Source organism: Herminiimonas sp. KBW02, from assembly GCF_003852535.1.
Lineage (GTDB): Bacteria > Pseudomonadota > Gammaproteobacteria > Burkholderiales > Burkholderiaceae_D > Oxalicibacterium.
On record NZ_QAJP01000002.1, the window covers coordinates 148,017 to 173,796 of the forward strand.

General features: G+C 54.3%; 18 protein-coding genes and 2 tRNA genes. 9 read left to right on the forward strand and 11 right to left on the reverse strand.

Annotated features, from left to right (window positions below; genetic code table 11):
* Nucleotides 1–6 precede the first annotated feature (6 nt).
* On the reverse strand, nt 7–909 hold the full coding sequence (locus tag DBR37_RS01215; protein WP_124572479.1) for an SDR family oxidoreductase: 903 nt from the start codon (nt 907–909) through the stop codon (nt 7–9).
* Nucleotides 910–939: 30 nt separating this feature from the next.
* The gene (locus DBR37_RS01220) at nt 940–1,374 is read right to left on the reverse strand and encodes a PaaI family thioesterase (RefSeq protein WP_124572480.1); all 435 of its coding nucleotides are present in this window, start codon (nt 1,372–1,374) and stop codon (nt 940–942) included.
* A 272-nt stretch (nt 1,375–1,646) separates the two neighbouring features.
* Here DBR37_RS01220 and DBR37_RS01225 point away from each other — a divergent pair, with 272 nt between their 5' ends.
* The 3 genes from DBR37_RS01225 (at nt 1,647) to DBR37_RS01235 (ending at nt 7,389) form a co-directional block, all read left to right on the forward strand.
* Complete coding sequence (locus DBR37_RS01225; protein WP_124572481.1) at nt 1,647–3,308, forward strand: MFS transporter; 1,662 nt, start codon at nt 1,647–1,649, stop codon at nt 3,306–3,308.
* A 230-nt stretch (nt 3,309–3,538) separates the two neighbouring features.
* A complete protein-coding gene (purT, locus tag DBR37_RS01230; protein WP_124572482.1) occupies nt 3,539–4,759 on the forward strand; it encodes a formate-dependent phosphoribosylglycinamide formyltransferase in 1,221 nt (406 codons plus the stop codon).
* The gene (locus DBR37_RS01235) at nt 4,759–7,389 is read left to right on the forward strand and encodes an EAL domain-containing protein (protein ID WP_124572483.1); all 2,631 of its coding nucleotides are present in this window, start codon (nt 4,759–4,761) and stop codon (nt 7,387–7,389) included. Before purT ends, DBR37_RS01235 begins: the two co-directional genes overlap by 1 nt.
* A gap of 21 nt (nt 7,390–7,410) precedes the next feature.
* Here DBR37_RS01235 and DBR37_RS01240 read toward each other — a convergent pair whose 3' ends face one another.
* Nucleotides 7,411–8,730, reverse strand: coding sequence for a dicarboxylate/amino acid:cation symporter (locus DBR37_RS01240; RefSeq protein WP_124572484.1), 1,320 nt, complete (start codon nt 8,728–8,730; stop codon nt 7,411–7,413).
* Between the two features lie 411 nt (nt 8,731–9,141).
* Between DBR37_RS01240 and nadB the strand changes: the two genes are divergently transcribed.
* The gene (gene nadB / locus DBR37_RS01245; RefSeq protein WP_124572485.1) at nt 9,142–10,746 is read left to right on the forward strand and encodes an L-aspartate oxidase; all 1,605 of its coding nucleotides are present in this window, start codon (nt 9,142–9,144) and stop codon (nt 10,744–10,746) included.
* A gap of 267 nt (nt 10,747–11,013) precedes the next feature.
* Here the strand turns inward: nadB and purL are convergent, their stop codons facing one another.
* The 3 genes from purL to DBR37_RS01260 form a co-directional block, all read right to left on the reverse strand.
* On the reverse strand, nt 11,014–15,018 hold the full coding sequence (gene purL, locus DBR37_RS01250) for a phosphoribosylformylglycinamidine synthase (RefSeq protein ID WP_124572486.1): 4,005 nt from the start codon (nt 15,016–15,018) through the stop codon (nt 11,014–11,016).
* Nucleotides 15,019–15,227: 209 nt separating this feature from the next.
* On the reverse strand, nt 15,228–15,632 hold the full coding sequence (locus DBR37_RS01255) for a DoxX family protein (protein WP_124572487.1): 405 nt from the start codon (nt 15,630–15,632) through the stop codon (nt 15,228–15,230).
* Between the two features lie 151 nt (nt 15,633–15,783).
* Nucleotides 15,784–16,956: an AI-2E family transporter gene (locus tag DBR37_RS01260; protein WP_124572488.1), complete on the reverse strand. Its 1,173-nt coding sequence runs from the start codon at nt 16,954–16,956 to the stop codon at nt 15,784–15,786.
* A gap of 255 nt (nt 16,957–17,211) precedes the next feature.
* Between DBR37_RS01260 and DBR37_RS01265 the strand changes: the two genes are divergently transcribed.
* The 3 genes from DBR37_RS01265 to DBR37_RS01275 all read left to right on the forward strand — a co-directional run bounded on the left by DBR37_RS01265 (nt 17,212) and on the right by DBR37_RS01275 (nt 20,503).
* Nucleotides 17,212–17,361 carry a lmo0937 family membrane protein gene (locus DBR37_RS01265; RefSeq protein WP_124572489.1) on the forward strand — a complete coding sequence of 50 codons (150 nt, stop codon included), beginning with the start codon at nt 17,212–17,214 and terminating at the stop codon, nt 17,359–17,361.
* 281 nt (nt 17,362–17,642) lie between these two features.
* Nucleotides 17,643–18,887: a D-amino acid dehydrogenase gene (locus tag DBR37_RS01270; RefSeq protein ID WP_124572490.1), complete on the forward strand. Its 1,245-nt coding sequence runs from the start codon at nt 17,643–17,645 to the stop codon at nt 18,885–18,887.
* Between the two features lie 101 nt (nt 18,888–18,988).
* Nucleotides 18,989–20,503 (forward strand): NAD(P)H-hydrate dehydratase, encoded by a 1,515-nt coding sequence (locus DBR37_RS01275; RefSeq protein WP_124572491.1) that lies wholly within the window; start codon nt 18,989–18,991, stop codon nt 20,501–20,503.
* A gap of 13 nt (nt 20,504–20,516) precedes the next feature.
* Here DBR37_RS01275 and DBR37_RS01280 read toward each other — a convergent pair whose 3' ends face one another.
* The gene (locus DBR37_RS01280) at nt 20,517–21,206 is read right to left on the reverse strand and encodes an ABC transporter ATP-binding protein (protein ID WP_124572492.1); all 690 of its coding nucleotides are present in this window, start codon (nt 21,204–21,206) and stop codon (nt 20,517–20,519) included.
* 73 nt (nt 21,207–21,279) lie between these two features.
* Between DBR37_RS01280 and DBR37_RS01285 the strand changes: the two genes are divergently transcribed.
* Complete coding sequence (locus DBR37_RS01285) at nt 21,280–21,873, forward strand: arylesterase (protein ID WP_370454216.1); 594 nt, start codon at nt 21,280–21,282, stop codon at nt 21,871–21,873.
* A gap of 2 nt (nt 21,874–21,875) precedes the next feature.
* The gene (gene mnmH / locus DBR37_RS01290) at nt 21,876–22,946 is read left to right on the forward strand and encodes a tRNA 2-selenouridine(34) synthase MnmH (protein WP_124572494.1); all 1,071 of its coding nucleotides are present in this window, start codon (nt 21,876–21,878) and stop codon (nt 22,944–22,946) included.
* A 239-nt stretch (nt 22,947–23,185) separates the two neighbouring features.
* Here mnmH and DBR37_RS01295 read toward each other — a convergent pair whose 3' ends face one another.
* The 4 genes from DBR37_RS01295 to DBR37_RS01310 all read right to left on the reverse strand — a co-directional run bounded on the left by DBR37_RS01295 (nt 23,186) and on the right by DBR37_RS01310 (nt 25,728).
* Nucleotides 23,186–25,102: a SurA N-terminal domain-containing protein gene (locus DBR37_RS01295; protein WP_124572495.1), complete on the reverse strand. Its 1,917-nt coding sequence runs from the start codon at nt 25,100–25,102 to the stop codon at nt 23,186–23,188.
* A gap of 80 nt (nt 25,103–25,182) precedes the next feature.
* Nucleotides 25,183–25,259 (reverse strand) — tRNA-Asp (locus DBR37_RS01300).
* 35 nt (nt 25,260–25,294) lie between these two features.
* A tRNA-Val gene (locus DBR37_RS01305) sits at nt 25,295–25,370 on the reverse strand.
* 85 nt (nt 25,371–25,455) lie between these two features.
* Nucleotides 25,456–25,728, reverse strand: coding sequence for an HU family DNA-binding protein (locus DBR37_RS01310; protein ID WP_012079389.1), 273 nt, complete (start codon nt 25,726–25,728; stop codon nt 25,456–25,458).
* Nucleotides 25,729–25,780 lie beyond the last annotated feature (52 nt).

A 25,780-nucleotide genomic window follows, 5' to 3' on the forward strand; every position in this document is an offset into this window, starting at 1 on the left:
TTTGCATCAGCGCTTCAGCTTAGCCTGCAGCAATTGCTTGATATGCGGTACTTCTTCGTACGGATCGTAAGGATTGCGCTGCTGCACCAGATCTTCCATACGCTTGCGCACGCTGGCCAGAGGCGCCAGATCCGAATAAATATAAAAACGCTCTTCGCGTATCGCATCAAACGTCAGTTGCGCGACCTGCGCAGCTGTAATCTTCCCTGACACCACTGCTTTTTCCGAGAACGCCTGCGCTGCACGCTGGCTGGTAGTCGGTGCTGCATCGTTCTGCATTTCTGCCGGACGATTGCGTTCCGACTGATGGATGCCGGTCGGCACAAAGTATGGACACAACAAGGAAGTACCGATAGGCGCTTCTATCAATTGCAAATCCTGATACAGCGTTTCCGTCACCGATACGACCGCATGCTTGGATACGTTATAAATGCCCATGGTCGGCGCATTCTGTAAACCGGCAACCGAAGCGGTATTGACGATATGCCCTTCGTAATCAGGATCGTCTTTCGCGCATGCCAGCATCAGTGGCGTAAAAATGCGCACACCATGAATCACGCCAAACAGGTTAACCCCCAGCACCCAGTCCCAGTCGCTGGCCGAGTTTTCCCAGATCAGACCACCGGCACCGACACCAGCGTTATTGAATACGAGATGGACCGCAGCAAAGCGCGCCATCGTCGCATCAGCCAGCGCCTGTACCTGCTCCGCATTGCTCACATCGCAATGCACTGCCAGCACCGCTACGCCCTGCCCGCTTAACTCTGCTTCCAGTGCAGCCAGCGCATCCCGCTGCACATCGGCCAGCACCAGCTTCATGCCCAGTTGCGAGGCAACATATGCAAACTCTCGACCAAAGCCGCTGGCGGCACCGGTAATGACCGCTACCCTGTCCTTGAATTGTTTCATGCCTGCTTTCGGTTAAGGTGTGTGCAGCGCTCAGGCTTGCTGCAATTTTTTGGCGACATCGGTACGGCGGATGAATTTGAATGTACCGCTGGCTTTCGCTACCAGCTTGTCCGCATTCCACAGTTCGCCTTCGCAAAAGTAAATGCTGGCAGATGCGTGTAGCACTTTGCCTTTAGCCAGCATGCGGTCGCCTTCAACGCCACCTGGCTGCATAAAGCTGGTTTTCATTTCTATCGTGACGCCGCCGCGTATGCCTGGCTCCAGTGAGCGACCTGCCAGCGACATCACATTGTCCAGCATGGTCATGACAACGCCGCCATGCGCGACGTGCCAGCCATTCAGATGGCGCGCTTCCAGGGTCAGGGCGATCCGGCCTTCGCCGCCGCCAAAATCGACAATTTCAACACCAAGTTCCTGCAGGAAGGGAATGACGGGCTGGGTAGACAGAGTGGAAAGATTATTCATTGCTGCTTTTCGTTACAAAATGGCGTCATTTTAAGCCATCCCTGGCTTTAGCAAGCCTGCAACCGTATTTACCCCTGAATTAGCGCTGCTACGAAGGCTGAGCGAGCTCGCTTACAGCCATAAATTTACTAATTTGTTGCAATTCAAGCATGTAAGCGTTACGTAAGTTTCACGCAAGTCCCACGTAAGTTTCCCGTCGCACACTGCATTTGCGTACCCGATGTACGAATCCACTCGTGCGTCGAATATCAATAATTATTAAGGAGACGAACATGGCGACAGTATCCACAACTGATCGCGGTATCACGCCGGAGGAGCGGAAAGTTATTTTCGCTTCTTCGCTGGGTACCGTATTTGAATGGTATGACTTTTATCTATACGGCTCACTAGCTGCGATTATCGCGAAGCAGTTCTTTGCTGGTACCGATCCGAACACGGCATTTATTTTCGCCTTGCTCGCCTTCGCTGCCGGTTTCATTGTTCGTCCTTTCGGCGCTATCGTGTTTGGCCGACTCGGCGACATGATCGGTCGTAAATATACCTTCCTGGTCACCATCGTGATTATGGGTACGTCGACATTTGTCGTCGGCCTGCTGCCGAACTATGCATCCATCGGCATCGCTGCTCCTATCATCCTGATCATCCTGCGTATTTTGCAAGGTCTGGCTCTGGGTGGTGAGTACGGCGGCGCGGCAACTTATGTTGCCGAACATGCACCGCACGGTAAACGCGGCTCATTCACGTCGTGGATTCAAACCACCGCAACCATGGGTCTGTTCATGTCCTTGCTGGTGATTCTGGGTACACGTACCGCGATGGGCGAAGAAGCATTTGCTGATTGGGGCTGGCGCATTCCGTTCCTGGTCTCGGTTTTCCTGCTGGGTATCTCGGTCTGGATCCGCTTGTCGATGTCTGAGTCGCCTGCCTTCCTGAAAATGAAATCGGAAGGTAAAGCTTCGAAAGCTCCGCTGACTGAAGCGTTTGCAAAATGGGGCAACCTGAAGATCGTTATCCTGGCACTGGTCGGTCTGACCGCAGGTCAGGCAGTGGTCTGGTACACAGGTCAGTTCTATGCGCTCTTCTTCCTGACGCAAACGCTGAAAGTTGACGGTCCGACCGCCAACATCCTGATCGCAGCTTCACTGTTGCTGGCAACTCCGTTCTTCGTGATCTTCGGTGTGCTGTCCGATAAAATCGGCCGCAAACCTATCATCATGGCGGGCTGTCTGATCGCAGCACTGACCTACTTCCCGATCTTTGGCGCGCTGACCCACTATGCCAATCCGGCATTGGAAGCAGCACTGAAAAATTCGCCAGTGGTCGTGATCGCTGATCCTGCTACCTGCCAATTCCAGTTCAACCCGACCGGCACCAAAAAATTCACCTCGTCTTGCGACATCGTGAAAGCTAAACTGGCTGCCGCTTCCGTTGCATACTCGAACGAAGCAGCACCAGCAGGTACGGTTGCAACGGTTAAAGTCGGCGACACACTGTTGACATCCTACGATGCCAAAGGCCTGTCGAAAGAAGAAGCAACTGCAAAAGACAAAGCCTTCTCGAAAGAGCTGGGCGATGCCATCAAGGCCCACGGTTACCCAACCAAAGCCGATCCGAACCAAATCAACTATGGTATGACACTGTTGCTGCTGTTCATCCTCGTGCTCTACGTCACGATGGTGTACGGTCCTATCGCTGCCATGCTGGTTGAAATGTTCCCAACCCGTATCCGCTACACATCGATGTCCCTGCCTTACCATATCGGTAACGGCTGGTTCGGTGGCTTGTTGCCAACCACAGCATTTGCTCTGGTCGCATTCAAGGGCGATATTTACTACGGCCTCTGGTACCCGATCATCATCGCGCTGATTACCTTCGTAATCGGTATGCTGTTTGTCCGGGAAACCAAAGACAATGATATTTATGCCAACGACTAATCATCGTCACGCATAGACATCTGTCTTGCATAAAAAGCTGCCAGTCACCCTGGCAGCTTTTTTATTTCCGCTTTTATTTCCACCGGGTATTTTTTCAATAATTTCCCTCTGGAAATGCGCAACCATCCTATAATTTGCGCTGTCCAAAGCAGACAAGATTTGCTATTGTCTGTAAGTCAATAATCGCGTTCTCACCTGCCCGAGAATGCATCATTTCTATCATCCCCTTCATGACTACAAGCAATACCATCCATCGTATCGGCACCCCTTTGTCTGCAACCGCAACCAAGGTCATGTTGCTTGGCTCCGGCGAGCTCGGCAAAGAAGTCATCATTGCATTGCAACGGCTTGGCATTGAAGTCATCGCTGTCGATCGTTACAGCAACGCTCCTGGCCATCAGGTTGCGCATCGTGCTTACGTCATCGATATGACGGACGGAGTCGCGCTGGCTGAATTGATCAACCAGGAAAAGCCTGATTTGATCGTGCCCGAAATCGAAGCGATCGCCACCGCCAAACTGGTCGAACTGGAAAATGCCGGTACCGTACGTGTCATCCCGACCGCGCGCGCGGCATGGCTGACGATGGATCGCGAAGGCATACGTCGCCTGGCAGCCGAAGAACTCGGTTGCGCCACCTCGCCTTATCGCTTTGCCGACAGCCTGAAAGAACTGCAGGCGGGATGCGCCGAAATCGGCTATCCATGCGTCGTCAAACCTGTCATGTCTTCGTCCGGCAAGGGCCAGTCCAAGCTCAACAGCAGCGCTGATATCGAAGCCGCCTGGGATTGCGCAGCCGCTGGTGGCCGTGTTGATTCCGGTCGCGTCATCGTTGAAGGCTTTATCGACTTTGAATACGAAATCACTTTGCTGACGGTACGCGCACTCGGAGCCGACGGTGCAGTTCACACGCACTTCTGCGAACCGATAGGTCACGTGCAGGTGAATGGCGATTATGTTGAATCATGGCAGCCGCAACGCATGCATCCGGGCGCGCTGCAAAAAGCACATGAAATTGCAAAACGCGTGACCGACAATCTGGGTGGCCTCGGCCTGTTCGGCGTTGAACTCTTCGTCAAGGATGATATGGTCTGGTTCTCCGAAGTCAGCCCGCGTCCGCATGACACCGGCATGGTCACCATGGCCAGCCAGGAACAAAGCGAATTTGAATTGCACGCCAAAGCCATCCTTGGCCTGCCTGTGAATGTCGCACTGAAAACACCGGCCGCTTCCGCCGTCATCTATGGTCGCCACGACGGTAAAGTGGTGTCCTTCGAAGGCGTGGCAGATGCCTTGCACATCCCCGGCACCGATATCCGTCTGTTCGGCAAACCGGAATCCTTCGCCCGCCGCCGCATGGGGGTCGCATTGGCCAGCGCTGCCGATGTCGAGACTGCACGCAAGAATGCCAAAGCTGCTGCCGCGAAGGTTAATCCGGTGACATCCAGCTAATGAAGACGCCGCACATCAGTGGCATAGAATTTTTTGCCGGTCGTGATATTTTTCGCACCGTCTCCCTGCTACTGTATGCGGCACTCCTGTTTAATGTTGTCGTACTGATCTATGACAGCGAGCTCAGCCTGGCGCCCGTCGGCCTCGGCGCAATACTCGTACTGACAGGCTTGCTGCTGGCTTCTTTCGTACGTTATTTCTGGTTACGTACACGCGTTTTCAAGGAAGCCACTTATTTGTGCGAAATGGCGTTGGCAAGTTGCGTCATCGTCGTGCTTGCCAGCTATCACCCCATGCCCTGGCTCATCGCCGTCGCCGGCATCTTCCCGCTGGTGCTGCGCGCACGCAGCGCTGTCATTGCAATCGGGATACTCGCAATACTTGGTTACTTCCTCGGTGAGCAACTCGGTGCGGAAACGATAGACTTGCTGCCTGACTTCTTTGCCACGGCCTGCATAGGCTGGCTTTCCGTAGTGCTGGCCAAAACCCTGAACCTGAATCGCGTCACGCTGAATCAGGCGCATACCAACGAACGCCGCTTCAACGCCATCGCGCGGGTAACGCGTCATATCTTCATCATCACCGACGCGCACTACAAGATCAAATTCGCCAATCCTGCATTGCAGGAAGTCATCGGCTATAGCATCGATGAAATCATCCGTACCGCGATGAAGCCGGTATTGCACAGCGATGATGAAGCGCAGCATAAGGAAAAACTGCGCGAATTGCGCGACACACCACACAGCACGGTTTTTTCACGTCATCGCACACGTCACAAGGATGGTCACTGGATCTGGCTGGAAACACGCGGCTATAACATGCTGCACGATGCCGCCATCAATGGCCTGGTCTTCAGCATAGAAGACATCACGCTGCGCAAGGAAGCGGAACACAAGCTGCAGGAAGAAACCGCCCTGCTGCGTGCCGTGCTCGACCTCAATCCTTCGATGATTTACGCCAAGGACAACGAAGGCCGCTTCACCATCAGCAATCAAAGTTTCCAGAAACGCTTTGGCTTTAATAGCGAAAGCGAATTGCGCGGCAAAACTGCGCACGAGCTATGCGAGAAGATGGCCCATCCCGGCGATGAACTGAGTCCGCAGGAAATCGCCGATGAAATCCAGCGGCAAGACCTGCAGATCATGCAAACCGGTGTGCCTATACAAGATATGGAAGTACGCGGCTTCTGGCGTCAGGATATGGATCGCTGGTTCCACACCAGTAAATACCCGTTACCGGATCTACGCGGCCAGACCATAGGTGTGCTGGGCGTCACGCGCGACATCACCAAACGCAAGCAGACTGAGTTGCAGATCGAATACCAGGCCATGCACGATATGCTGACCGACCTGCCGAATCGTCGCTTCCTGGTGAATACCCTCAGCACGGCGATGGAAAACAGTCGTCAGCGACTCTCCAGCCTGACCATGCTGTTTTGCGATCTGGACTTCTTCAAAAGCGTAAATGACACGCACGGTCACGACTTCGGCGACCAGTGTCTGGTTGAAATTAGCAAACGCATCACCGCAATCCTCCCGGCCGACGACTTCATCGCACGCTTTGGCGGTAATGAATTTGTCATCCTCACCAATTCTTCACTGACAGAAGCCACCATCAAGGCAAATGCAGTGATGGCCGCCGTATCTGAACGACTGATCTTCGACAATGTGGTCGTTAAAATACAGACCAGTATCGGCATTGCGCAACTCAACGCCAGCCACCAAAGTCCGACTGATCTGATACGTGATGCCGACGCTGCCATGTATCAGGCCAAGGAACGTGGCCGCAACCGCACCGAGATTTACGACGCCGCGCTGCAAAGCAAAACCACCAAACATGCACGCATGGAAGTAGCGCTGCGCTTTGCACTGGAACGCAATGAATTATCGGTGGCTTACCAGCCGAAAGTTGTGCTGGCCGATGGCAGCGTGCAGGGTTTTGAATTGCTGCTGCGCTGGAACAGCCCTGAATACGGCATGATTTCACCGAATGAATTCATACCGATCGCCGAGACCTCAGGCATGGTCGTTGCCATCGGCATGTGGGCGATGGAACAGGCATGCAAGCAGCTGGCAGCGTGGCAAAAGCAGTACCCGGAAATGGGCAATATCACGATGGCCATCAACGTCTCGATGCGCCAGCTCTTGCAAGCATCCTTCTTCAGCCAGGTGCGCGACATCCTCGACAGCAGCGGCGTGATTCCGCAGATGGTAGAGCTGGAACTGACCGAGACCTCGGCGATGGCGAATCCCTTGCAGACAATGGAAAACCTGGCCATGCTGAAAAAGCTCGGCGTACGTCTGGCGCTGGACGATTTTGGTACTGGTTATTCTTCGCTCGCCTATCTGCAGAAATTGCCTATCGATATCCTCAAGATAGACAAAGCCTTTGTGCGCAGCATAGGCAACAATCAAAGCGATATGGAAATCATGCGTCTCATGATGGCGCTGGCGCACACACTGAACCTGCAAACAACTGCTGAAGGCGTGGAAACCTTTGAGCAGATACACGAACTGAAGAAAATGGGCTGCAATCTGGGACAGGGCTTCCTGTTCTCTGCGCCATTGACGGCACAGGAAGCGGAAGCCCTGATTTGTGCATCACATCGTTACCCGCTGGTTCTGGTCTAAACGGGTAGTACGCGATAAAGGTCAGGCACCTAATTTGGTATTAGTCTGATCGAGGATTTTTTCAGGTTCATCAGCGGCTTGCGCACTTTCATTATTCAACTCCGCATGCAGCTTATCCATATTCAGATCACCTACCCATTTCGCCACCACTAAGGTCGCCACGCCATTACCGATGGTATTGGTCAGCGCACGTGCTTCAGACATGAAGCGATCGATCCCCAGGATCAGCGCCAGCCCGGCAACCGGCACGTGGCCGACTGCCGACAAGGTGGCGGCGAGCACGATAAAGCCGCTCCCGGTAATCCCTGCTGCGCCCTTCGAGGTCAGCAGCAAAACCGCAAGCAAGGTCACTTGCTGCATCAGACTCATAGGCGTATTGGTTGCCTGTGCGATAAACACGGCAGCCATCGTCAGGTAAATCGCCGTGCCGTCCAGATTGAAGGAATAACCGGTAGGAATCACCAGGCCGACCACGGATTTCTTCGCGCCCATGTTTTCCATCTTGGCGATCATGCGCGGCAGCACCGATTCAGACGAAGAAGTACCGAGCACAATCAGCAATTCTTCCTTGATGTACTTAACGAACTTCCAGATGCTGAAACCATGCAGCCGTGTGACTATGCCCAGCACCACGAAAATAAAGAACAGACACGTCAGATAAAAAGCCCCCATCAGCTTGCCCAGCGACAGCAGCGAACTGATGCCGTACTTACCGATCGTGAAGGCCATCGCACCGAAGGCGCCGACAGGTGCAGCGCGCATGATGAAACCAACGATGGTGAACAATACGTGCGAGATTTTTTCAATGAAATCAAACACCAGCGTGCCGCGTCCACCCAACTTTTGCAAAGCGAAACCAAACAGCACCGACACCAGCAAAACCTGCAGCACATCGCCTTTGGCGAATGCATCTATCATGCTCATCGGGATGATATGCATCGCAAACTCGGTCACCGTTTCCAGCTTGCCGGGTGCGGTGTAGGACGCAAGGCTGGCGGTATCGAGCGTGCTGACATCGACATTCATGCCGGCACCAGGTTGCAAAACGTTAACAATGATCAAGCCGACCAGCAAGGCAACCGTACTCATGATCTCGAAATACAGCAGCGCCAGGCCGCCGGTCTTACCAACCTTCTTCATGTCTTCCATACCCGCGATACCAATCACCACAGTACAGAAAATAACGGGCGCGATAATCATCTTGATCAGCTTGATGAAACCATCACCCAAAGGCTTCATCGCAGTACCCGTCTCCGGCAGGAAGTGTCCTAGCAGAACACCAATAATGATGGCGACGATAACTTGTGCATACAGGGATTTATAAAGAGGCGGCTTTTTCATTTTGTTCTTTTCATTAAAGTTGAACACACCGATTGAGCCTATGTCCGTCGCTGACAGGCACATCCTCAATATCTGCCTTTGAATGCCTAGAAAAATGCCATGCTAGACCTCTTTTAGGCAATCTGGATGGAAAAAGATTCATCTGTACAAGACAAATAATTCCGCCTGTTTTTGTCCCCTCCGCATAGCCAGACCTTAGTAAACAAGCGTATTTACGCTATTTACGTTCGGTCACATTGCGGTAACATAGCGAAAACCGTTACGCACCATAGCCGCCCATAAGGTCAGGCTCGCATTTTTAACATCTTCCTCACATTCGCCCGGGACAATCCGCGTTTGGCGCACTAAATGCACGACATTTAGCCAAATCGAATATATTCATGGGCAAACTTATTTTTACTAAGAATATCTATGAAATTTGATGTCGCGATTGTCGGCAGTGGGCTGGCAGGTCTTTCCGTCGCCCTCCACCTCGCCGAAACCCGTAAGGTTGCGGTCATTTCCAAACGTGCATTACTGGATGGTGCCAGCAGTTGGGCTCAGGGCGGCATCGCCGCCGTACTTGACTCGAATGACAGCGTAGACGAACACGTAGCCGACACCCTGGTAGCCGGCGGTGGCCTGTGCGATGAAGCGGCCACCCGTTTCATCGTCGAGCACGGCCGTGAAGCCATCGAATGGCTGATCGCGCAAGGCGTCCCGTTTACACCTGATCCGACCGCAGAACTCGGTTTCCACCTGACCCGCGAAGGCGGCCACGGCCAGCGCCGCATCATCCACGCAGCAGACGCCACCGGCCACGCCGTGCAGGTCACGCTGGAACAAAAAGTACGTGCGCATCCGAACATCACACTGCTCGAACATCACTACGCGATCGACGTCATCACCTCCGACAAGCTGGACCAAAAGAAAAACGGTCCACGCTGCCTCGGCTTGTATGTACAGGACGTGAAAAGCGGCAAGGTCATCACCATCGCCGCCGAGCACACCGTGCTGGCCACCGGCGGTGCCGGCAAGGTCTACCTCTACACCACCAACCCTGACACTGCGACCGGCGACGGCATCGCAATGGCATGGCGTGCCGGCTGCCGTATCGCCAATATGGAATTCATCCAGTTCCACCCGACCTGTCTGTATCACCCGTACGCCAAATCCTTCCTGATCACGGAAGCGGTGCGCGGCGAAGGCGGTGTACTCAAACTGCCAGCCAGCGCCGGGCGCGACGGCGGCAAGCGCTTTATGCCTGCGCATGACGAACGCGCAGAGCTGGCGCCACGCGACATCGTGGCGCGTGCCATCGATGCCGAGATGAAAAAACGCGGTCTGGACTACGTCGACCTCGACATCAGTGATAAATCGCCGGAATTCCTGAAGGAGCACTTCCCGACCATCATGGCGCGCTGCCTGGAGCTGGGCATAGACATGACCAAGCAACCGATACCGGTCGTGCCTGCGGCGCACTACACCTGCGGCGGCATCATCACCGACCTCTCCGGTCGCACCGACCTGCCTGGCCTGTACGCTGTCGGCGAAGCCACCTACACCGGCCTGCACGGCGCCAACCGCCTGGCCAGCAACTCTCTGCTCGAATGCCTGGTACTGGGTCGCGCGACAGCGAAATACATCGACCAGCAACCACAGCAAAAACTCAGCGCCCTGCCAGCCTGGGATGAAAGCCGCGTTACCGATGCGGATGAAGAAGTCATCATCGCCAACAACTGGGATGAACTGCGTCGCTTTATGTGGAACTACGTCGGCATCGTACGCACCACCAAACGTCTGGAACGTGCGCAACATCGTATCCGTTTGCTGAAGGAAGAAATCGACGAGTACTACGCCAACTTCCGCATCACATCGGATCTGCTGGAACTGCGTAACCTGGTGGAAGTAGCATCGCTGATCGTCAACAGCGCACTGTCACGCCGTGAAAGCCGTGGTTTGCACTACAGCCGCGATTATCCGGATACCTTGCCTAAGGCTTTGCCTAGTGTGTTGTCGCCGGATCGCAAGAAGTAAAATTGTTTGGTTTGATGAAAACGCCTCGAGAGATCGGGGCGTTTTTTATTGTTTGCTTGGCTTGCGTGTTGAAGGTGCTGATTCGGTTTGCTCTTCGTGGTGAAGTACGTTGCCGGGCCACCCCCGGCAAACCAAGCCTCCACGGAGTGGAAACTCCATCAGCAACAACTAAACGTAACCCACCAATAAAAAATGCCGCTTGATAAAAACCAAGCGGCATTTTCAATACGGGCCTGTGCCAAAAGCACAAACCCAACTACACCTCGATTACCCCACCCACTTCCGCGCATTACGGAACATACGCATCCAAGGCGAATCCTCGCCCCAAGACTCAGGATGCCAACTCTGCTGCACGCTACGGAACACACGCTCCGCATGCGGCATCATGACCGTGAAGCGACCATCAGGCGTCGTCACCGACGTGATGCCTTCCGGCGAACCATTAGGATTGTATGGATAGCCTTCTGTCGCACGACCTTTGTTATCAATGAAGCGCATCGCTACCAGCGCTTCATTGATATCGCCAGTCAACGAGAAGTCAGCAAACCCTTCACCGTGCGCCACCGCAATCGCAGTTTGCGTACCCGCCATGTCATTGAAGAATATAGACGGCGAATCCGCTACTTCAACCATAGTGAAACGCGCCTGGAATTGTTCAGCCTTGTTACGGGTGAATTTCGGCCATGCCTGTGCGCCCGGGATGATGGATTTCAGATTGCTCATCATCTGGCAACCGTTACAGATACCCAGTGCAAACGTATCCTGACGGCTGAAGAAGGTCGCGAACTGTTCCGCCAACTGATTGTTGAACAGTATGGTTTTCGCCCAGCCCTCGCCCGCACCCAGTACGTCACCGTAGGAGAAACCGCCGACTGCGATCACGCCCTTGAAGTCGCTCAAGTGTGCGCGGCCGCTGATCAGGTCGCTCATGTGGACGTCGACTGCGGTGAAGCCGGCTTTGTGCATGACGTAAGCGGTTTCGATATGCGAGTTGACGCCCTGCTCACGCAGGATGGCCACGTGCGGGCGTACACCGGTTGCGATGTACGGTGCGGCGATGTCTTCCTGCGGATCGAAACTCAGCTTAGGTGTGATACCCGGATCCAGCTTGTCGAGGATGCGATCATATTCAGCATCTGCACAATCCGGATTGTCACGCAGACGGGCGATGCGCCAGCTGGTTTCGCTCCAGAAACGATGCAGATCGATGCGCGACTGGCTGTAGATAGCCTTGGCATCGCGCGTGAATTCGATCATGTCGTTTTCGTTCGGTTTGCCGATAATGTGGCTGCATGCGCCCAGATTGTATTCACGCAGTACATTCATGACTTCCGATTTTTGCTCGGCACGTACCTGAATCACGGCACCCAGTTCTTCATTGAACAGCGCGCGCAGAGTCAGATCATTGCGACGTTCCGCCACCTGAGTCGTCCAGTTTTTCGCATCACCGCCGTCGCTGGCATGCTCGCCTTCCAATGTCAGGATGTCGAGGTTCACCGACAAACCACTGTGACCGGCAAATGCCATTTCACACAATGTCGTGAACAGGCCGCCGTCGGAACGATCATGGTAGGCCAGCAGTTTGTCTTCCTTGTTCAGGCGCTGGATCGCGTTGAAGAAACCTTTCAGGTCTTCTGCGCTATCGACGTCCGGCGTTTCATTACCGATTTGCTGCATGACTTGTGCAAACGCCGATGCACCCAGGCGGTTTTTGCCTCGGCCCAGATCGATAGCGATCAGCACGGTGTCACCTGCATCGGTGCGCAATTGCGGCGTTAACGATTTACGTACGTCATATACCGGCGAGAAGGCTGAGACGATCAGCGAAACCGGCGATACGACTGCCTTGTCTGCCCCTTCATCTTTCCATGTCGTACGCATGGACAAGGAGTCCTTGCCGACCGGGATGCTGATGCCAAGTGCCGGGCACAATTCCATGCCGACCGCTTTGACCGTATCAAACAAGGCAGCGTCCTGTCCCGGTTGACCGCAAGCAGCCATCCAGTTGGCGGACAGTTTAATGTCGGAGATATCAGCGATAGGTGCGGCGGCAATATTGGTCAGCGCCTCGCCGACAGCCATACGGCCGGATGCCGCTGCATTGATGACTGCCAGCGGGGTACGCTCACCCATCGCCATCGCTTCACCCAGGTAGCCTTCAAAGCTCATGGTGGTGACTGCGCAATCGGCAACCGGCACCTGCCATGGACCTACCATCTGGTCGCGCACGGTAGTGCCGCCCACAGTACGGTCACCGATGGTGATCAGGAACGATTTGTCGGCAACTGTTGGCAAGCGCAGCACGCGTACCGATGCTTCCAGCAAGTCGATGCCGGTGACGTCTATCGCTGGCAAGTCTTGCTGTACATGGCTGACATCACGATGCATTTTGGGCGGTTTGCCGAGCAATACATCCATCGGCATATCGACCGGGTTATTGTCGTGCTCCGGATCGATCACTTTCAACTGACGTTCTTCAGTCGCGGTACCGACGACGGCAAACAGGCAGCGCTCGCGTTCACACAGGTAGGTGAATTGCGGCAGGCTTTCCGGTGCAATCGCCAGCACATAACGTTCCTGCGATTCATTACTCCAGATCTCCTTCGGTGCCATACCGCTTTCTTCCAGCGGTACTTTGCGCAGATCAAAGATCGCGCCGCGTTTGGCATCGTTGGTGATTTCCGGGAACGCATTCGACAAGCCGCCTGCACCCACGTCATGGATGGAGAGAATAGGATTGTCGTCCTGCATCGCCCAGCACGCATTGATGACTTCCTGCGCACGACGTTCCATTTCAGGATTGCCACGCTGTACCGAATCGAAATCCAGATCAGCAGTATTGGTACCGGTTGCCATCGACGATGCGGCACTGCCGCCCATGCCGATACGCATGCCCGGACCACCGAGCTGGATCAGCAGGCTGCCGACTGGCAAGTCGTGCTTCTTGGTGTGTTTGGCCGAGATGCTGCCGATACCACCGGCGATCATGATCGGCTTGTGATAGCCGTTCACTGTGCCGGCGACGTTTTGTTCGTAGGTACGGAAGTAACCGCCCAGGTTAGGACGACCGAATTCATTGTTGAAAGCAGCAGCACCGATAGGACCATCGACCATGATTTCCAGCGGTGAAGCAATGCGGTCCGGCTTGCCGTAAGCAGGCGCAGTGTCAGTGACCGGTTTGGTCACGTCCTGGCTGTTTTCCCAAGCCTGCACGCCGTCCGGCAACATCAGGTTGGACACGGTAAAGCCGCTCAGGCCTGCTTTCGGCTTGGCGCCGCGACCGGTTGCACCTTCGTCACGGATTTCACCGCCGGCACCAGTCGATGCGCCCGGGAATGGCGAGATCGCGGTCGGATGGTTATGCGTCTCTACCTTCATCAGGATGTGCGTCAACTCTTGCGAAGCTTCGTACACATTACCGGCAGCAGCGCCGCGTGGATAAAAACGGGTGACGGTCGCGCCTTCGATGACGGACGAGTTATCGCTGTACGCCACCACGGTGCCGCGCGGCGCCAGTTGATGCGTATTCTTGATCATGGCAAACAGCGATTTATCCTGTTTGACGCCGTCTATGGTCCAGTCAGCATTAAAGATTTTATGACGGCAGTGTTCGCTATTGGCTTGCGCGAACATCATCAGTTCGACGTCGGTCGGATTACGCTTGGCAGTCGTAAATGCAGCCAGCAGGTAATCGATTTCATCATCGGACAAAGCCAGACCGAGTTCTGTATTGGCATTCACCAGTGCCGCTTTGCCACCTTGCAGCAAATCGATGAAGGCCAGAGGTTTGGCTTCCAGCTCACCGAACAGGCCCGCCGCTTCATCGGCGCTGCGCAATACCATTTCTGTCATGCGGTCGTGCAGGAGCGCTTGTACCGCCACGGTGCTTTCTTCAGACAGATGGCGCGCACCGCCGAGCAAACCTGATTTCACATGTACGACGTAGACAATGCCGCGCTCTATGCGACGGATACCGGCCATGCCGCAGTTATGCGCGATGTCGGTCGCCTTGCTGGCCCACGGCGAAATCGTGCCGAAACGCGGAATCACGACAAATTCGTCACCTTCCAGCTTGGCACTGAACGGTTCACCATAAGTCAGCAGCGCATCCAGGCGCTTGACGTCGACTTCTGCGAGCGGCGCCGCCGAGTCGACAAAATGCAGGTAACGGCCGGTAACACCGACGATGGCATGATCGACTTGTTGCAGTTGGGTTAAGAGGCGTTCAGTACGAAAAGCAGACAGGGCGTTGGAACCTGGCAAAATCAGCATGGCGAGAAGGTAGTTGAGGCGAAAAAACGGTCAAAATCGGCCGTCGCTCCGCGAGTTGGATCAGAAACCGTGATTATACCGCGACCGGGCGTCTTTACCTCCGAATTCATGGCTAAAGCAGCAAGCCATGCTTAGTCAGAAATGCAATAAAGGGGCACATTTTCATGTGCCCCTTCATCTATAAGCATCAAATCCGGCTTATCGCAGCGTTAATTCCACCTGCCGCCACGCCCGCCCATGCTGAATCGCCCGGCGCCCAGCAAGACCAGCGCCAGTGCCGCAACCAGGAACATGCCCTGTAATTCCAGCGACCAGCCACCCGTTTCATTGAGTGTAAACAGCTGTTTGGTATGCACCAGCACAATGGCAAAAACCATATTACCGGCAATAATCAGCGCCGCCAGCCGCGACCAGATGCCGACGATCAGCAGGATGGGGGCAATCACCTCACCCAGATACACCAGGTAGCCCACCGCTGCCGGCAATCCTGCGCTGGTCGTCGCACTAATCACAAAAGCGGGTCCGGCAATGATTTTTGCAATCCCGTGTAACAGGATCAAACCACCCAGCACTACCCGCAAAATCAGTTTGCCAAGATCGTCAGTATTTTGCATATCGCCATCCTTGTTTGAGATTGATGACCAGCGCTCCGGGGCTATGTACCAGGCCGGGACGCTACCACTGCGTAGTCATATTGCCATAGCAATAATACTCCCGACAAACAGGAAATGTGGTGTCAGATATATATGCGCTTATTAGTTTTAATTATTCGCCCAGCAATTCGGCAATCACCTGCAAACCATCGACGTGTTCGCAAATGACCTTGATGATGACGATAATCGGAATTCCCAGCAACAAGCCACATACGCCCCACAACCAGGCCCAGAACAACAGCGAGACGAAAACCGCGACCGCATTCATCTTGGCGATACGCCCCGTCATCCAGGTAGTAACAAAGGTACCGACGACGGTGGCGATCAGCAGCGTCGCTCCGCCCACGGCCAGCACTGAAGAGAAAGTACCGAACTGCATAAAGGCCGTGACCCCGGTAGCGGCCATGATCAGCAGCGGACCGAAGTAAGGAATGATATGCAGGACGCCTGCTGCCAGTGCCCAGGCGCCTGCATTCTCCAGCCCTATCCAGTGCAGGGCACCCCACATCAGCAAGCCGAACAGGACATTGGTAACCAGCAGCATGAACATATAGTTCTGGATCGAGGTATTGATCGCATCCAGTATCTGCACCGTGATCTTGCGCGTATGCAGGGTACGCCCACTGATCTTGACCAGCTTGCGCCGGAACATATCGCCGGACTGCAGGAAAAAGAAGACCAGGAAAATCACCATCGTGGCCTGCCCCAGAAAGCCGACCACTCCTATCGAGCTGGCCCACAGCCATTGACTGAGGTTAAAGACGGATTGCTCTACCGGGCTTTTTGCAACAGGCCGGCCACCGGCAGCCTGGTTCGTTGCTTTTTCAATTTCCGTCGCTGCCGCCTGCATTTGCTGGATGGTGCTGCCCTGCCCCCTTTGCAGATTCTTTACCGCACGCGCCAGCTTTTGCGTAGCGGTCGGCAGACTGACCAGGATGGAATTGAACTCGTCACGCAAATTATTCGCGGTCAGCGCCGCGCTGCAGACGATCGCAATAATCACCACTGAGGTTCCCAACAGTCGCGGTACCCGGATACGCTCCAGCCAGACCACCAGTGGATTCAGCGTATAGGCAATAAAGATACCGAAGAGCAGCGGAATGAAGAAGGCATGCGCCACCGACAAGGCAAACACAAAGGCAACCGTGGCAATAATCGTCAAGGCCACTCCACGCGCATTCACCGGCAGATGGATCACTCCGGCTGGCGCCACCGGATCATGCGGCATCCTGACCGGGCTAGTCGCATGTTCAGGCGTAGCCGCTTCTTTATTTTTATCAGTCATATGGATACCCGGAAATAAATCCTGCGAGCAACAAACTCACAGTAAAACGATGGCTTAAGAGACAAAGATTGTCCCATATGCATAACAAGAAAGCATGTTGATTTCAGTCTTGCAGACATCTGCAAACAACAAATTGCCCTTATGTACGATAACGTACGGACAACATTCCCGGCCCGGCGCATACTGCAATTGAAGGTGCATAACCATATGCGGCAAGAACTCCGCATCTACCGATCGAATTAACAAGGAGACCTTATGCTCTATACCATTGCAGTCGTACTCGTCATCCTTTGGCTGGTTGGCCTGGTCAGTTCCTATACCATCGGCGGTTTCATCCATATCCTGTTGGTGATTGCCGTTGTGCTGATCCTGTTGCGCATTATCAGTGGGCGAAAACCGTTCTGACGACATCAGCAGCAACCACGCGGCCTGTTCTGGCCGTGACAAAAACCGCACCAGTTGGTGCGGTTTTTTTATGCCGCCAACAAATCTGCCGACCATCTGCAATCGGACGGCTTAAGTACTGGATTCGGGCTAACTTCCTGCATTGATCTGCTTGCAAGGCCCGATATGAGCCGCTTTGCCACGCTTTTTTGCTAATTTTCAAAAATTTGCACGACTACTGCTGGCACAGCCATGTGTCCGCTTGGTAACATGACGGGCTAATTCTGGGAAGGATAGAAGTAATGCAAGTAGCGGTTATCGGTGCAGGCGTCATTGGGGTAAGTACCGCCTATTTTCTGGCCGAAGCAGGACACGAAGTGGTCGTCATCGAACGCCATAACAATGTGGCAGAAGAAGCCAGCTACGGCGACTCCGGCATCCTCGCCGCCAGCAGCATTGCACCATGGGCAGCACCAGGCGTCCCGCGCTCCTTCCTCTCCCATCTGTTGAAATCCGAAGCGCCGGTCATGCTGAACCAGCCCTGGCGGCCATCCATGCTGAGCTGGATGCGGCGCTGGATGAAGGAAGCGGACATAGAACGCTACCGCGTCAATCGTGAACGCATGCAGCGTATTGCGTTTTACAGCCGCGACGTCATGCAAATGCTGCGTGAGCGCCATCAGCTTGATTACGAACAAACACCCGGTTACCTGCAACTGTTCCGCACCGAACGTGATCTGCAACTGGCGCAAAGCGCTTTCGATTACCTGAGCGAACATAACATCCCGCACAAAAAACTGGACGCGGCCCAGGCGCACGCCATCGACTGCGCGCTGAATCCAAACACACCACTGGCCGGTGCCTTGTACTTCCCCGAAGATGAAGCGGGTAACTGCCCTTTGTTCACACGTCAGATCCGCGCGCAGGCGCAGGCGATGGGCGTGGAGTTCCATTTCGGCAGCAAAGTCAAATCCATCGAAGAATCGAAGCGCGGTGTGCACCTGCAAATCGATGATCACAGCTTCTCCGCCGAATGCGTAGTCGTTGCAGGCGGTGCAGACAGCGCCAAGCTACTGACACCATTGGGCTTGCATTTACCGTTGCGCGCGGTGAAAAGCTACTGCGCCACGGCGACCATCCGCAACTTCGAGTCAGCACCGGTTGCTGCAGTCGTGGACGAAGCCTACAAGATTGCCATCACGCGCATGGGCAAACGCATACGCGTGGCCGGCACGGCAGAACTAGGATCACACACACCTGAATTGCGCCAGAAGGCCTTGAACACACTGCTCAAGGTCGGCTACGACTGGTTCCCTGATGCCTGCAACTACAACACAGCAACCTTCTGGTCCGGCAGCAGCCTGGCCTTGCCTGATGGCCCGCCATTACTGGGTGCGTGCCGGGTGCGCAATGTTTACATCAACATCGGCCACGGCAGCACCGGCTGGGCGATGGCGGCAGGTTCCGGCAAAGTGGTAGCCGATGTTATTTCGGGTCGCACACCGGATATCGATCTCGATGGTTTAACACCTACGCGTTATTCCTGATACCTCTTTGCTGGTACCTCTTTCATTGAGTAGGGTCTAATTGGACTAAAATCAAATGCATCAGCACTCTGTGCCCGCACCCATTTGATTAAGCCGCCGATATGACCGACACCCACGCACTCTGCACCGTCAACGAAATACGCCAGGTAGAACAGGCAGCACTGGCCAACTCGCCGTCTTATGCCCTGATGCAACGCGCCGGCACCGCCGCTGGTGAGCTCGCCTATGAACTGCTGCAAAGCAGTGAAAAGGAAAGACGCGTATTGGTTCTGGCAGGCCCTGGCAACAATGGGGGCGATGCTCTGGAGGCAGCCAGCCAATTGATGAACGCCGGACTCAAGGCATTCATCGTACTCCCCTTCTCCACCGATAGCTTGCCAGCCGATGCACAGCAAGCGCTGCAACGAGCCAAAGCCAGCAGAGCGACTTTCATCGGGATCAATGACGCAGCGATCACTAACACTGACTGGGCCATAGTCATCGACGGCTTGTTCGGCATAGGACTAAGCCGCGCCATCAGCGGCCCGCTGTACGACCTGATCGCAAACGTCAATCAACTCAGTTGTCCGATACTGGCGCTCGACGTGCCCAGCGGCTTGAATGCAGACACCGGCGCCATCGTCGGTGACGCAGAGGGCATCGCCATACAGGCAACGCATACCATCACCTACCTCGCCGACAAAGCCGGCCTGCACACGTGTGAAGGCCGGGATCATGCCGGCGTCGTTCATGTGGCGACATTGAATATTTCTGCGGAGCGCTTCCCGCCAGCATCCATGCAATTGAATCATCGTGAGCTATTCGCCAAATGCCTGCGCCCACGTCGCCACAATACGCATAAGGGCAGCTACGGTGATGTCAGCGTACTGGGTGGTTCACATGGCATGGTCGGGGCGGCAGTACTCGCGGCACGCGCTGCGGCCAAATGCGGTGCGGGACGGGTCTTCATAGCCTGCCTCGCTGACTCGCTGTTATACGACAGCATGCAGGCAGAGCTGATGAGCCGTCTTGCCAGCAACATCGATTACAGCAGCACAACCACCGTTGCTGGCCCCGGCCTTGGCACCTCGCGGCTGGCGCGCGACACTCTGGGCAAAGCCATCATCGCCAACACGCCGCTGGTGATAGATGCCGATGCACTCAACCTGATCGGTAACGAACCGGCCCTGCAGGAAAAGTTACTGGCACGTAGTGCCGCCACCATCATCACGCCGCATCCACTGGAAGCGGCACGCCTGTTAGCCAGCACGACGCAGCAAATCCAGGGTAACCGGATCGCTGCTGCGCGCGCACTGGCCGCTACTTTCCGCGCAACGACGATACTAAAAGGCTCAGGTACTGTTATCGCGGCACCGGACGGCACCATCGTCATCAACACTACCGGCAACCCGGCACTGGCGACTGCGGGTTCCGGCGATGTGTTGGCGGGATTGTCGGGAGCCTTGCTGGCGCAAGGTTGCCCGGAATGGGAAGCGGCGCTGGCGGCCGTCTATCTGCACGGTCTGGCAGCGGATGAACTGGTCAAGCGCGGCATCGGCCCGATCGGCCTGACGGCAGGTGAACTGATACCGGAAATCCGCTCGGTACTGAATCAACTGGTCAATGGCGAAATATAACTAAAGTACTTCCTTAAACCTGAACCAGACGCCCGGCTGAAATCGTAATCGTGCGTTTGCACAAGGCGGCAATCGAAGGATCATGCGTCACCAGCACCAGCGTCGAACCGCGTTCGCGGTTCAATTCAAACATCAGTTGTATCACTGCCGCCCCGGTTGCTGCATCCAGGCTGCCGGTCGGCTCATCGGCAAATAGCAATGGCGGTTCACTGACGAAGGCACGCGCCAGCGCGACCCGTTGCTGTTCGCCACCAGACAGATATTTGGGGTAATGCTTCAAGCGCGTACTCAGGCCCACCCGCGCCAGCATGGCCTCGGCCTTTTCTTTCGCCTTACCGTCACCACGCAACTCCAGCGGCAACATCACATTTTCCAGTGCGTTCAAATGCCCGAGCAACTGAAACGACTGGAACACGAAACCAAGCCTGGACTTGCGCAAACCAGCGCGACCATCTTCATCCAGTGCAAAAATATCAGTACCATCCAGCTTGACCGTGCCATCTGAAGGCGTATCCAGGCCTGCCAGCAAGCCCAGCAAGGTAGACTTGCCGGAACCCGACGCGCCTATGATGGCAAGCGTATCGCCCGCTTGCACGGTAAAATCAACTGATTGCAGAATAGTCAGCTCACCGGTCGCATCTGCCACACGTTTGGTCAGATTGATAGCTTCAATTGCAGGATACAAAGTAGAGGATTCAGGCATGCCGATTAATTTCAAGTTTTCGTATCAAGTAGAGACAGTAATGAAAGCGCTAATGAGAGCGTTGGCGTTGCTCATGCTCGCCTCGTTCACGATGAGCGCTTATTCTGCATCAAAAACCGTACTCGTGCTTGGTGACAGCCTGTCTGCAGAGTATGGTCTGGCGCGTGGCGAAGGCTGGGTCAGCCTTTTGCAGAAGAAACTGGAGGCAGAAAAAATCACGGCTCCTATCGTCAATGCCAGTATCAGCGGAGAAACTACCAGCGGTGGCGCAGCGCGCCTGCAAACCTTGCTCGACAAGCATCAGCCTGCAGTCGTCGTGATAGAACTCGGCGCGAATGACGCGCTGCGCGGCCTGTCCTTGATTGCTACCCAGCAGAACCTGCGCAATATGGTCGCCGCGGCAAAAAAAGCCAAAGCCAAAGTACTACTGATAGGTATGCAGATTCCACCCAATTACGGCACCGATTACACCCGTCAATTCGCTGACCTGTTTCCCAAGATTGCCAAAGAAAGCAAATCGGCACTGGTTCCGTTCATGCTGAAAGACGTCGCGGACAAAGCCAATCCCAGCCTGTTTCAGGCTGATCGCATCCACCCGGCAGCAATAGCGCATCCGATCATACTCAACAACATCTGGCCGCAACTCAAACCTTTGCTCCCCGGGTAAATATGAAAAAGTATCCTGCCCTGCTCCGCTTTGCCGATCTCCTGCCAGGGCTGGAGCAGTTCGATACGATCATCGATGTGCGCAGCCCTGCCGAATTTGCCCTTGATCATATTCCCGGCGCAATCAATTGTCCGGTGCTGGATGATAAAGAACGGCATCGCATCGGTACCTTGTACAAGCAAACCGGTGCGTTTGAAGCGAAGAAACTGGGCTCAGCGCTCGTCGCACGTAATATTGCACACCACATAGAAACCGCATTCATCGACAAACCTCAGGGCTGGAAGCCGCTGATTTATTGCTGGCGCGGTGGTAATCGCAGTGGTGCAATGACATTAATACTGGCACGCATAGGCTGGCCTGCCGTGCAACTGGACGGCGGTTACAAAGAGTACCGTCGTCATGTCAATGCAGACCTGACTGAACTACCCTCACACTTTCAATTCCATGTGATCTGCGGCCCTACCGGCAGCGGTAAAAGCCGTTTGCTGCAAACGCTGGCGACTGCAGGTGAGCAGGTACTTGATCTGGAAAAACTCGCGGCACACAGAGGCTCGGTGCTGGGACATCTGCCGACAGAACAGCAACCGTCGCAAAAGAAATTTGAGACCGACATCTGGCAAACACTGCGCCGCTTCGACCGGCAAAAAGTCATCTACATAGAATCGGAAAGCAAGAAAATTGGTAACTTGCGTGTACCCGACAGCTTGATAGAAAACATGCGTAAATCAGCATGCATCTCGCTGGAACTGAAGCATGACAAACGCATTCAGCTTCTCATGCAGGATTACCAGCATTTCCTGAATGATCCTGATCTGCTGAGTAGCCAGCTTAGCTGTCTATTGCAACTGCATGGCAGAGAAAAAATCGCGCGCTGGCACAAGCTTGCCGCGGATGGAGAAATGGAAGTGTTGGTCGGAGAGTTACTGGAAGAGCATTACGATCCGGCTTATGGCCGCTCGATAGAGCGTAACTTCAGGCGGGTCAAGGATGCGAGGATTGTACGCCTGGCGGATTTGTCGATGGAGGCGTTTCGGGCAGCTGCTGGAGATGTGGTTGGGTTTGTTCGGATTTAGGTGATGTAAGTCATTGGATTAAAAGGTCCGCTTATGTGGGCCTTTTTATTGTCTGTCTGGTTTCGTTTAGTGTTGTTGGCGCTGTTCTTTCTTCGATCAGCCTTGGCTTGCCGGGCCACTCCCGGCAAACCAACTCTCCACGGAGAACAAACAGCATCAGCACCACAAAACTGAAAACAAACCCACCAATAAAAAAGCCGCTAAAAGCGGCTTTTTTAAATACCAAATTCACCCAACAATTACTCGGCCCCATCAGCCTTGGCAACCGCCGGCTTCAATATCTTAACCTTGGCTTTCTCTTTCAACACATCCAGATAAGCCTGCATTTCTTCCTGTGCCAAAGCAGCAGTGATCTGTTGTTGCTCAGCCTGACGCTTGGCCTTGTCTACAGTAGTTGGCTGCACCACGCGTATCACACGCAATACGCCATAACCCTGACCCGGCACTTCAACACCGACATACGATGGCAGCTTGCTGGTATCTGCTTTCATCACTGCCAGGAACAGAGCTGGATTCACACCCTGGCTCTTCGCACGTGAAACAGTTTGCGTAGCCGAGAAGCCAGTCGCATCGTCTTTAGCTTTCAGAGCCGCCAGTTTTTCTTCACCCGCTTTTTTCGCCAGCGCCAGCGCTTCTACCTGTACTACGCGATCACGTACCTGTGCTTTAACTTCATCAAAAGGACGTTTGCTCGCTGGTTTGTAATCAACGACACGACCTGCGATCAGCGTATTCGGTGCAACTTCTACCGCTTCCGTATTACGTTTGTTTTTCAGCGAATCATCCGAGAACAAAGCGCTCAGGAATTTAGGGCTATTGAAAGGAGCCGTTGCTGCCACCGCCGGGTTAGGCTGACGCGACAGATTGTTGACCGTTTCAATTTTCAGTTTCAACTTGTCAGCAACCGATTTCAGACTGTCCGATTGCTCGTAGACTGTGTTGCTGAAGACGTCTGCTGTTTCTGCATACTTCTTGCTCACCAGTTGCTTACGGATGTCGTTCGCAATCTCGCCTTTGACTTGTTCCAAAGGTTTCAGTGTCGCTGGTTTAATGGCGGTCACTTTGATGATGTGGAAACCGAAATCCGATTCAACCAGATCGCTCAATTCGCCCTGCTTCAGTTTGAATGCAGCATCCTCGAAAGGTTTGACCATCATGCCTTTGCTGAAGAAGTCGAGATCACCACCACGTTCAGCTGAACCTGGATCGTTCGAATTTTCTTTCGCCAGCTTGGCAAAATCCTGTGGCGACTTGCGCAAGGTTTCCAGCAATTTTTCAGCCTTCGCTTTAGCTGCCGCTTTTTCTGCAGCAGGCGCATCTTTGTTGGCAGCGATCAGAATGTGGCTGGCACGACGTTGTTCATCCACGCCATACTGCTTCGCATTTTGCTCGTAATAGGATTTGACATCAGCATCGCTGACGCTGATTTGCGCCGTCAGCGCATCAGCGGTCAATACAACGTACTCCGCTTTTACCTGTTCCGGTACCGAGAACTCATTGCTCTTGTCGTAGTAAGCCTTGAGCATGTCATCCGTTACCTTGACTTGCGCTGCGTAATCCGCCGCCTTGAAAGTCAGGTACTGAACTTCGCGCTCTTGCTCGCCCAGCTCGGACAAACGTTTGGCCAGTGAATCAGGGGCAAATGCGGTCGACTGAATCGCGGCATTGACTTGCTGCACGACCAGGTCCTGACGCAGGCTGGCTTCGTACCCGGCAGGTGTCATGCCTTGCGCTGCCAGCAGCGATTTGTAACGCTCTACATCGAACTTGCCATCAGCAGTGGTCAGGCCTGCGATGCCCATGATGGTTTGTTGCAGGGTCTGGTCAGAGACCGATAATTTATTGCGTTTTGCTTCAGCTGCCAGTACACGCTCAGCGATCAGACCATCCAATACATCTTGCTTGGCTTCCGGCGTATCGAACATTTTCGGATCGAACTGACCGCCGAACATTTGACGGAAACGCTCCATCTGTTCGCGCTGTGCCGCATCCCATTCCGGTTGTGTAATCGCCTGGCCGTCTACCTTGGCCACGGTGGTCGACGAATCGCCCATGCTGGTATAGCTTTCCAGACCGAACAAGGCGAACGATGGGAAGATGACCAGCAGCAGCAGGAACTGCATCAGACGTTGGTGTGTGCGGATAAAATCAAACATGGCTAACCAATCACAGGCAAAACGCGATCAATACGTCGCATATATGAAAAAAGGCGAACTCTCGTTCGCCTTTTATTTTTTGGCGGAGTGGACGGGACTCGAACCCGCGACCCCCGGCGTGACAGGCCGGTATTCTAACCAGCTGAACTACCACTCCTAAACTACTTGATGATTATTTGCGAGTTTGACTGATGGTGGGTGCTGACGGGGTCGAACCGCCGACCTACGCCTTGTAAGGGCGCCGCTCTACCAACTGAGCTAAGCACCCTAATCTTGCTTAACCAGCCAAACATACAGCGTTGTCACCACGCCGCAAAAGAAAATATTTTACAGCATGTTGAATCAATTTGCTACTAGTTAACCGCGTCTTTCAATGCTTTGCCTGGTTTAAATTTAGGCACTTTAGCTGCTTTGATTTTGATCGCTTCACCGGTACGTGGGTTTCTGCCTGTGCGTGCTGCACGTTTTCCTACGGAAAATGTACCGAAACCAACCAGGGTTACGGAACCATTTTTCTTCAATGTGGTTTTGACTGCGCCAATCACTGAGTCGAGCGCGCGTGCTGCAGCTGCTTTGGAAATATCGGCGGAACCAGCAATGTGGTCAATCAATTCAGTTTTATTCACTTACGTCCCCTCACAAAGGTTGAATGCCGCATCTCGTGCTTTACGCAGTATT

Coding starts and splice junctions, on each gene's coding strand:
- DBR37_RS01260 (WP_124572488.1), bottom strand. CDS start 16,956: ATGACTGATAAAAATAAAGAAGCGGCTACGCCTGAACATGCGACTAGC.
- DBR37_RS01240 (WP_124572484.1), bottom strand. CDS start 8,730: ATGAAAAAGCCGCCTCTTTATAAATCCCTGTATGCACAAGTTATCGTC.
- DBR37_RS01255 (WP_124572487.1), bottom strand. CDS start 15,632: ATGCAAAATACTGACGATCTTGGCAAACTGATTTTGCGGGTAGTGCTG.
- DBR37_RS01285 (WP_370454216.1), top strand. CDS start 21,280: ATGCTCGCCTCGTTCACGATGAGCGCTTATTCTGCATCAAAAACCGTA.
- mnmH (WP_124572494.1), top strand. CDS start 21,876: ATGAAAAAGTATCCTGCCCTGCTCCGCTTTGCCGATCTCCTGCCAGGG.
- DBR37_RS01225 (WP_124572481.1), top strand. CDS start 1,647: ATGGCGACAGTATCCACAACTGATCGCGGTATCACGCCGGAGGAGCGG.
- DBR37_RS01270 (WP_124572490.1), top strand. CDS start 17,643: ATGCAAGTAGCGGTTATCGGTGCAGGCGTCATTGGGGTAAGTACCGCC.
- DBR37_RS01220 (WP_124572480.1), bottom strand. CDS start 1,374: ATGAATAATCTTTCCACTCTGTCTACCCAGCCCGTCATTCCCTTCCTG.
- purL (WP_124572486.1), bottom strand. CDS start 15,018: ATGCTGATTTTGCCAGGTTCCAACGCCCTGTCTGCTTTTCGTACTGAA.
- purT (WP_124572482.1), top strand. CDS start 3,539: ATGACTACAAGCAATACCATCCATCGTATCGGCACCCCTTTGTCTGCA.
- DBR37_RS01215 (WP_124572479.1), bottom strand. CDS start 909: ATGAAACAATTCAAGGACAGGGTAGCGGTCATTACCGGTGCCGCCAGC.
- DBR37_RS01280 (WP_124572492.1), bottom strand. CDS start 21,206: ATGCCTGAATCCTCTACTTTGTATCCTGCAATTGAAGCTATCAATCTG.
- DBR37_RS01235 (WP_124572483.1), top strand. CDS start 4,759: ATGAAGACGCCGCACATCAGTGGCATAGAATTTTTTGCCGGTCGTGAT.
- DBR37_RS01265 (WP_124572489.1), top strand. CDS start 17,212: ATGCTCTATACCATTGCAGTCGTACTCGTCATCCTTTGGCTGGTTGGC.
- DBR37_RS01275 (WP_124572491.1), top strand. CDS start 18,989: ATGACCGACACCCACGCACTCTGCACCGTCAACGAAATACGCCAGGTA.
- nadB (WP_124572485.1), top strand. CDS start 9,142: ATGAAATTTGATGTCGCGATTGTCGGCAGTGGGCTGGCAGGTCTTTCC.
- DBR37_RS01295 (WP_124572495.1), bottom strand. CDS start 25,102: ATGTTTGATTTTATCCGCACACACCAACGTCTGATGCAGTTCCTGCTG.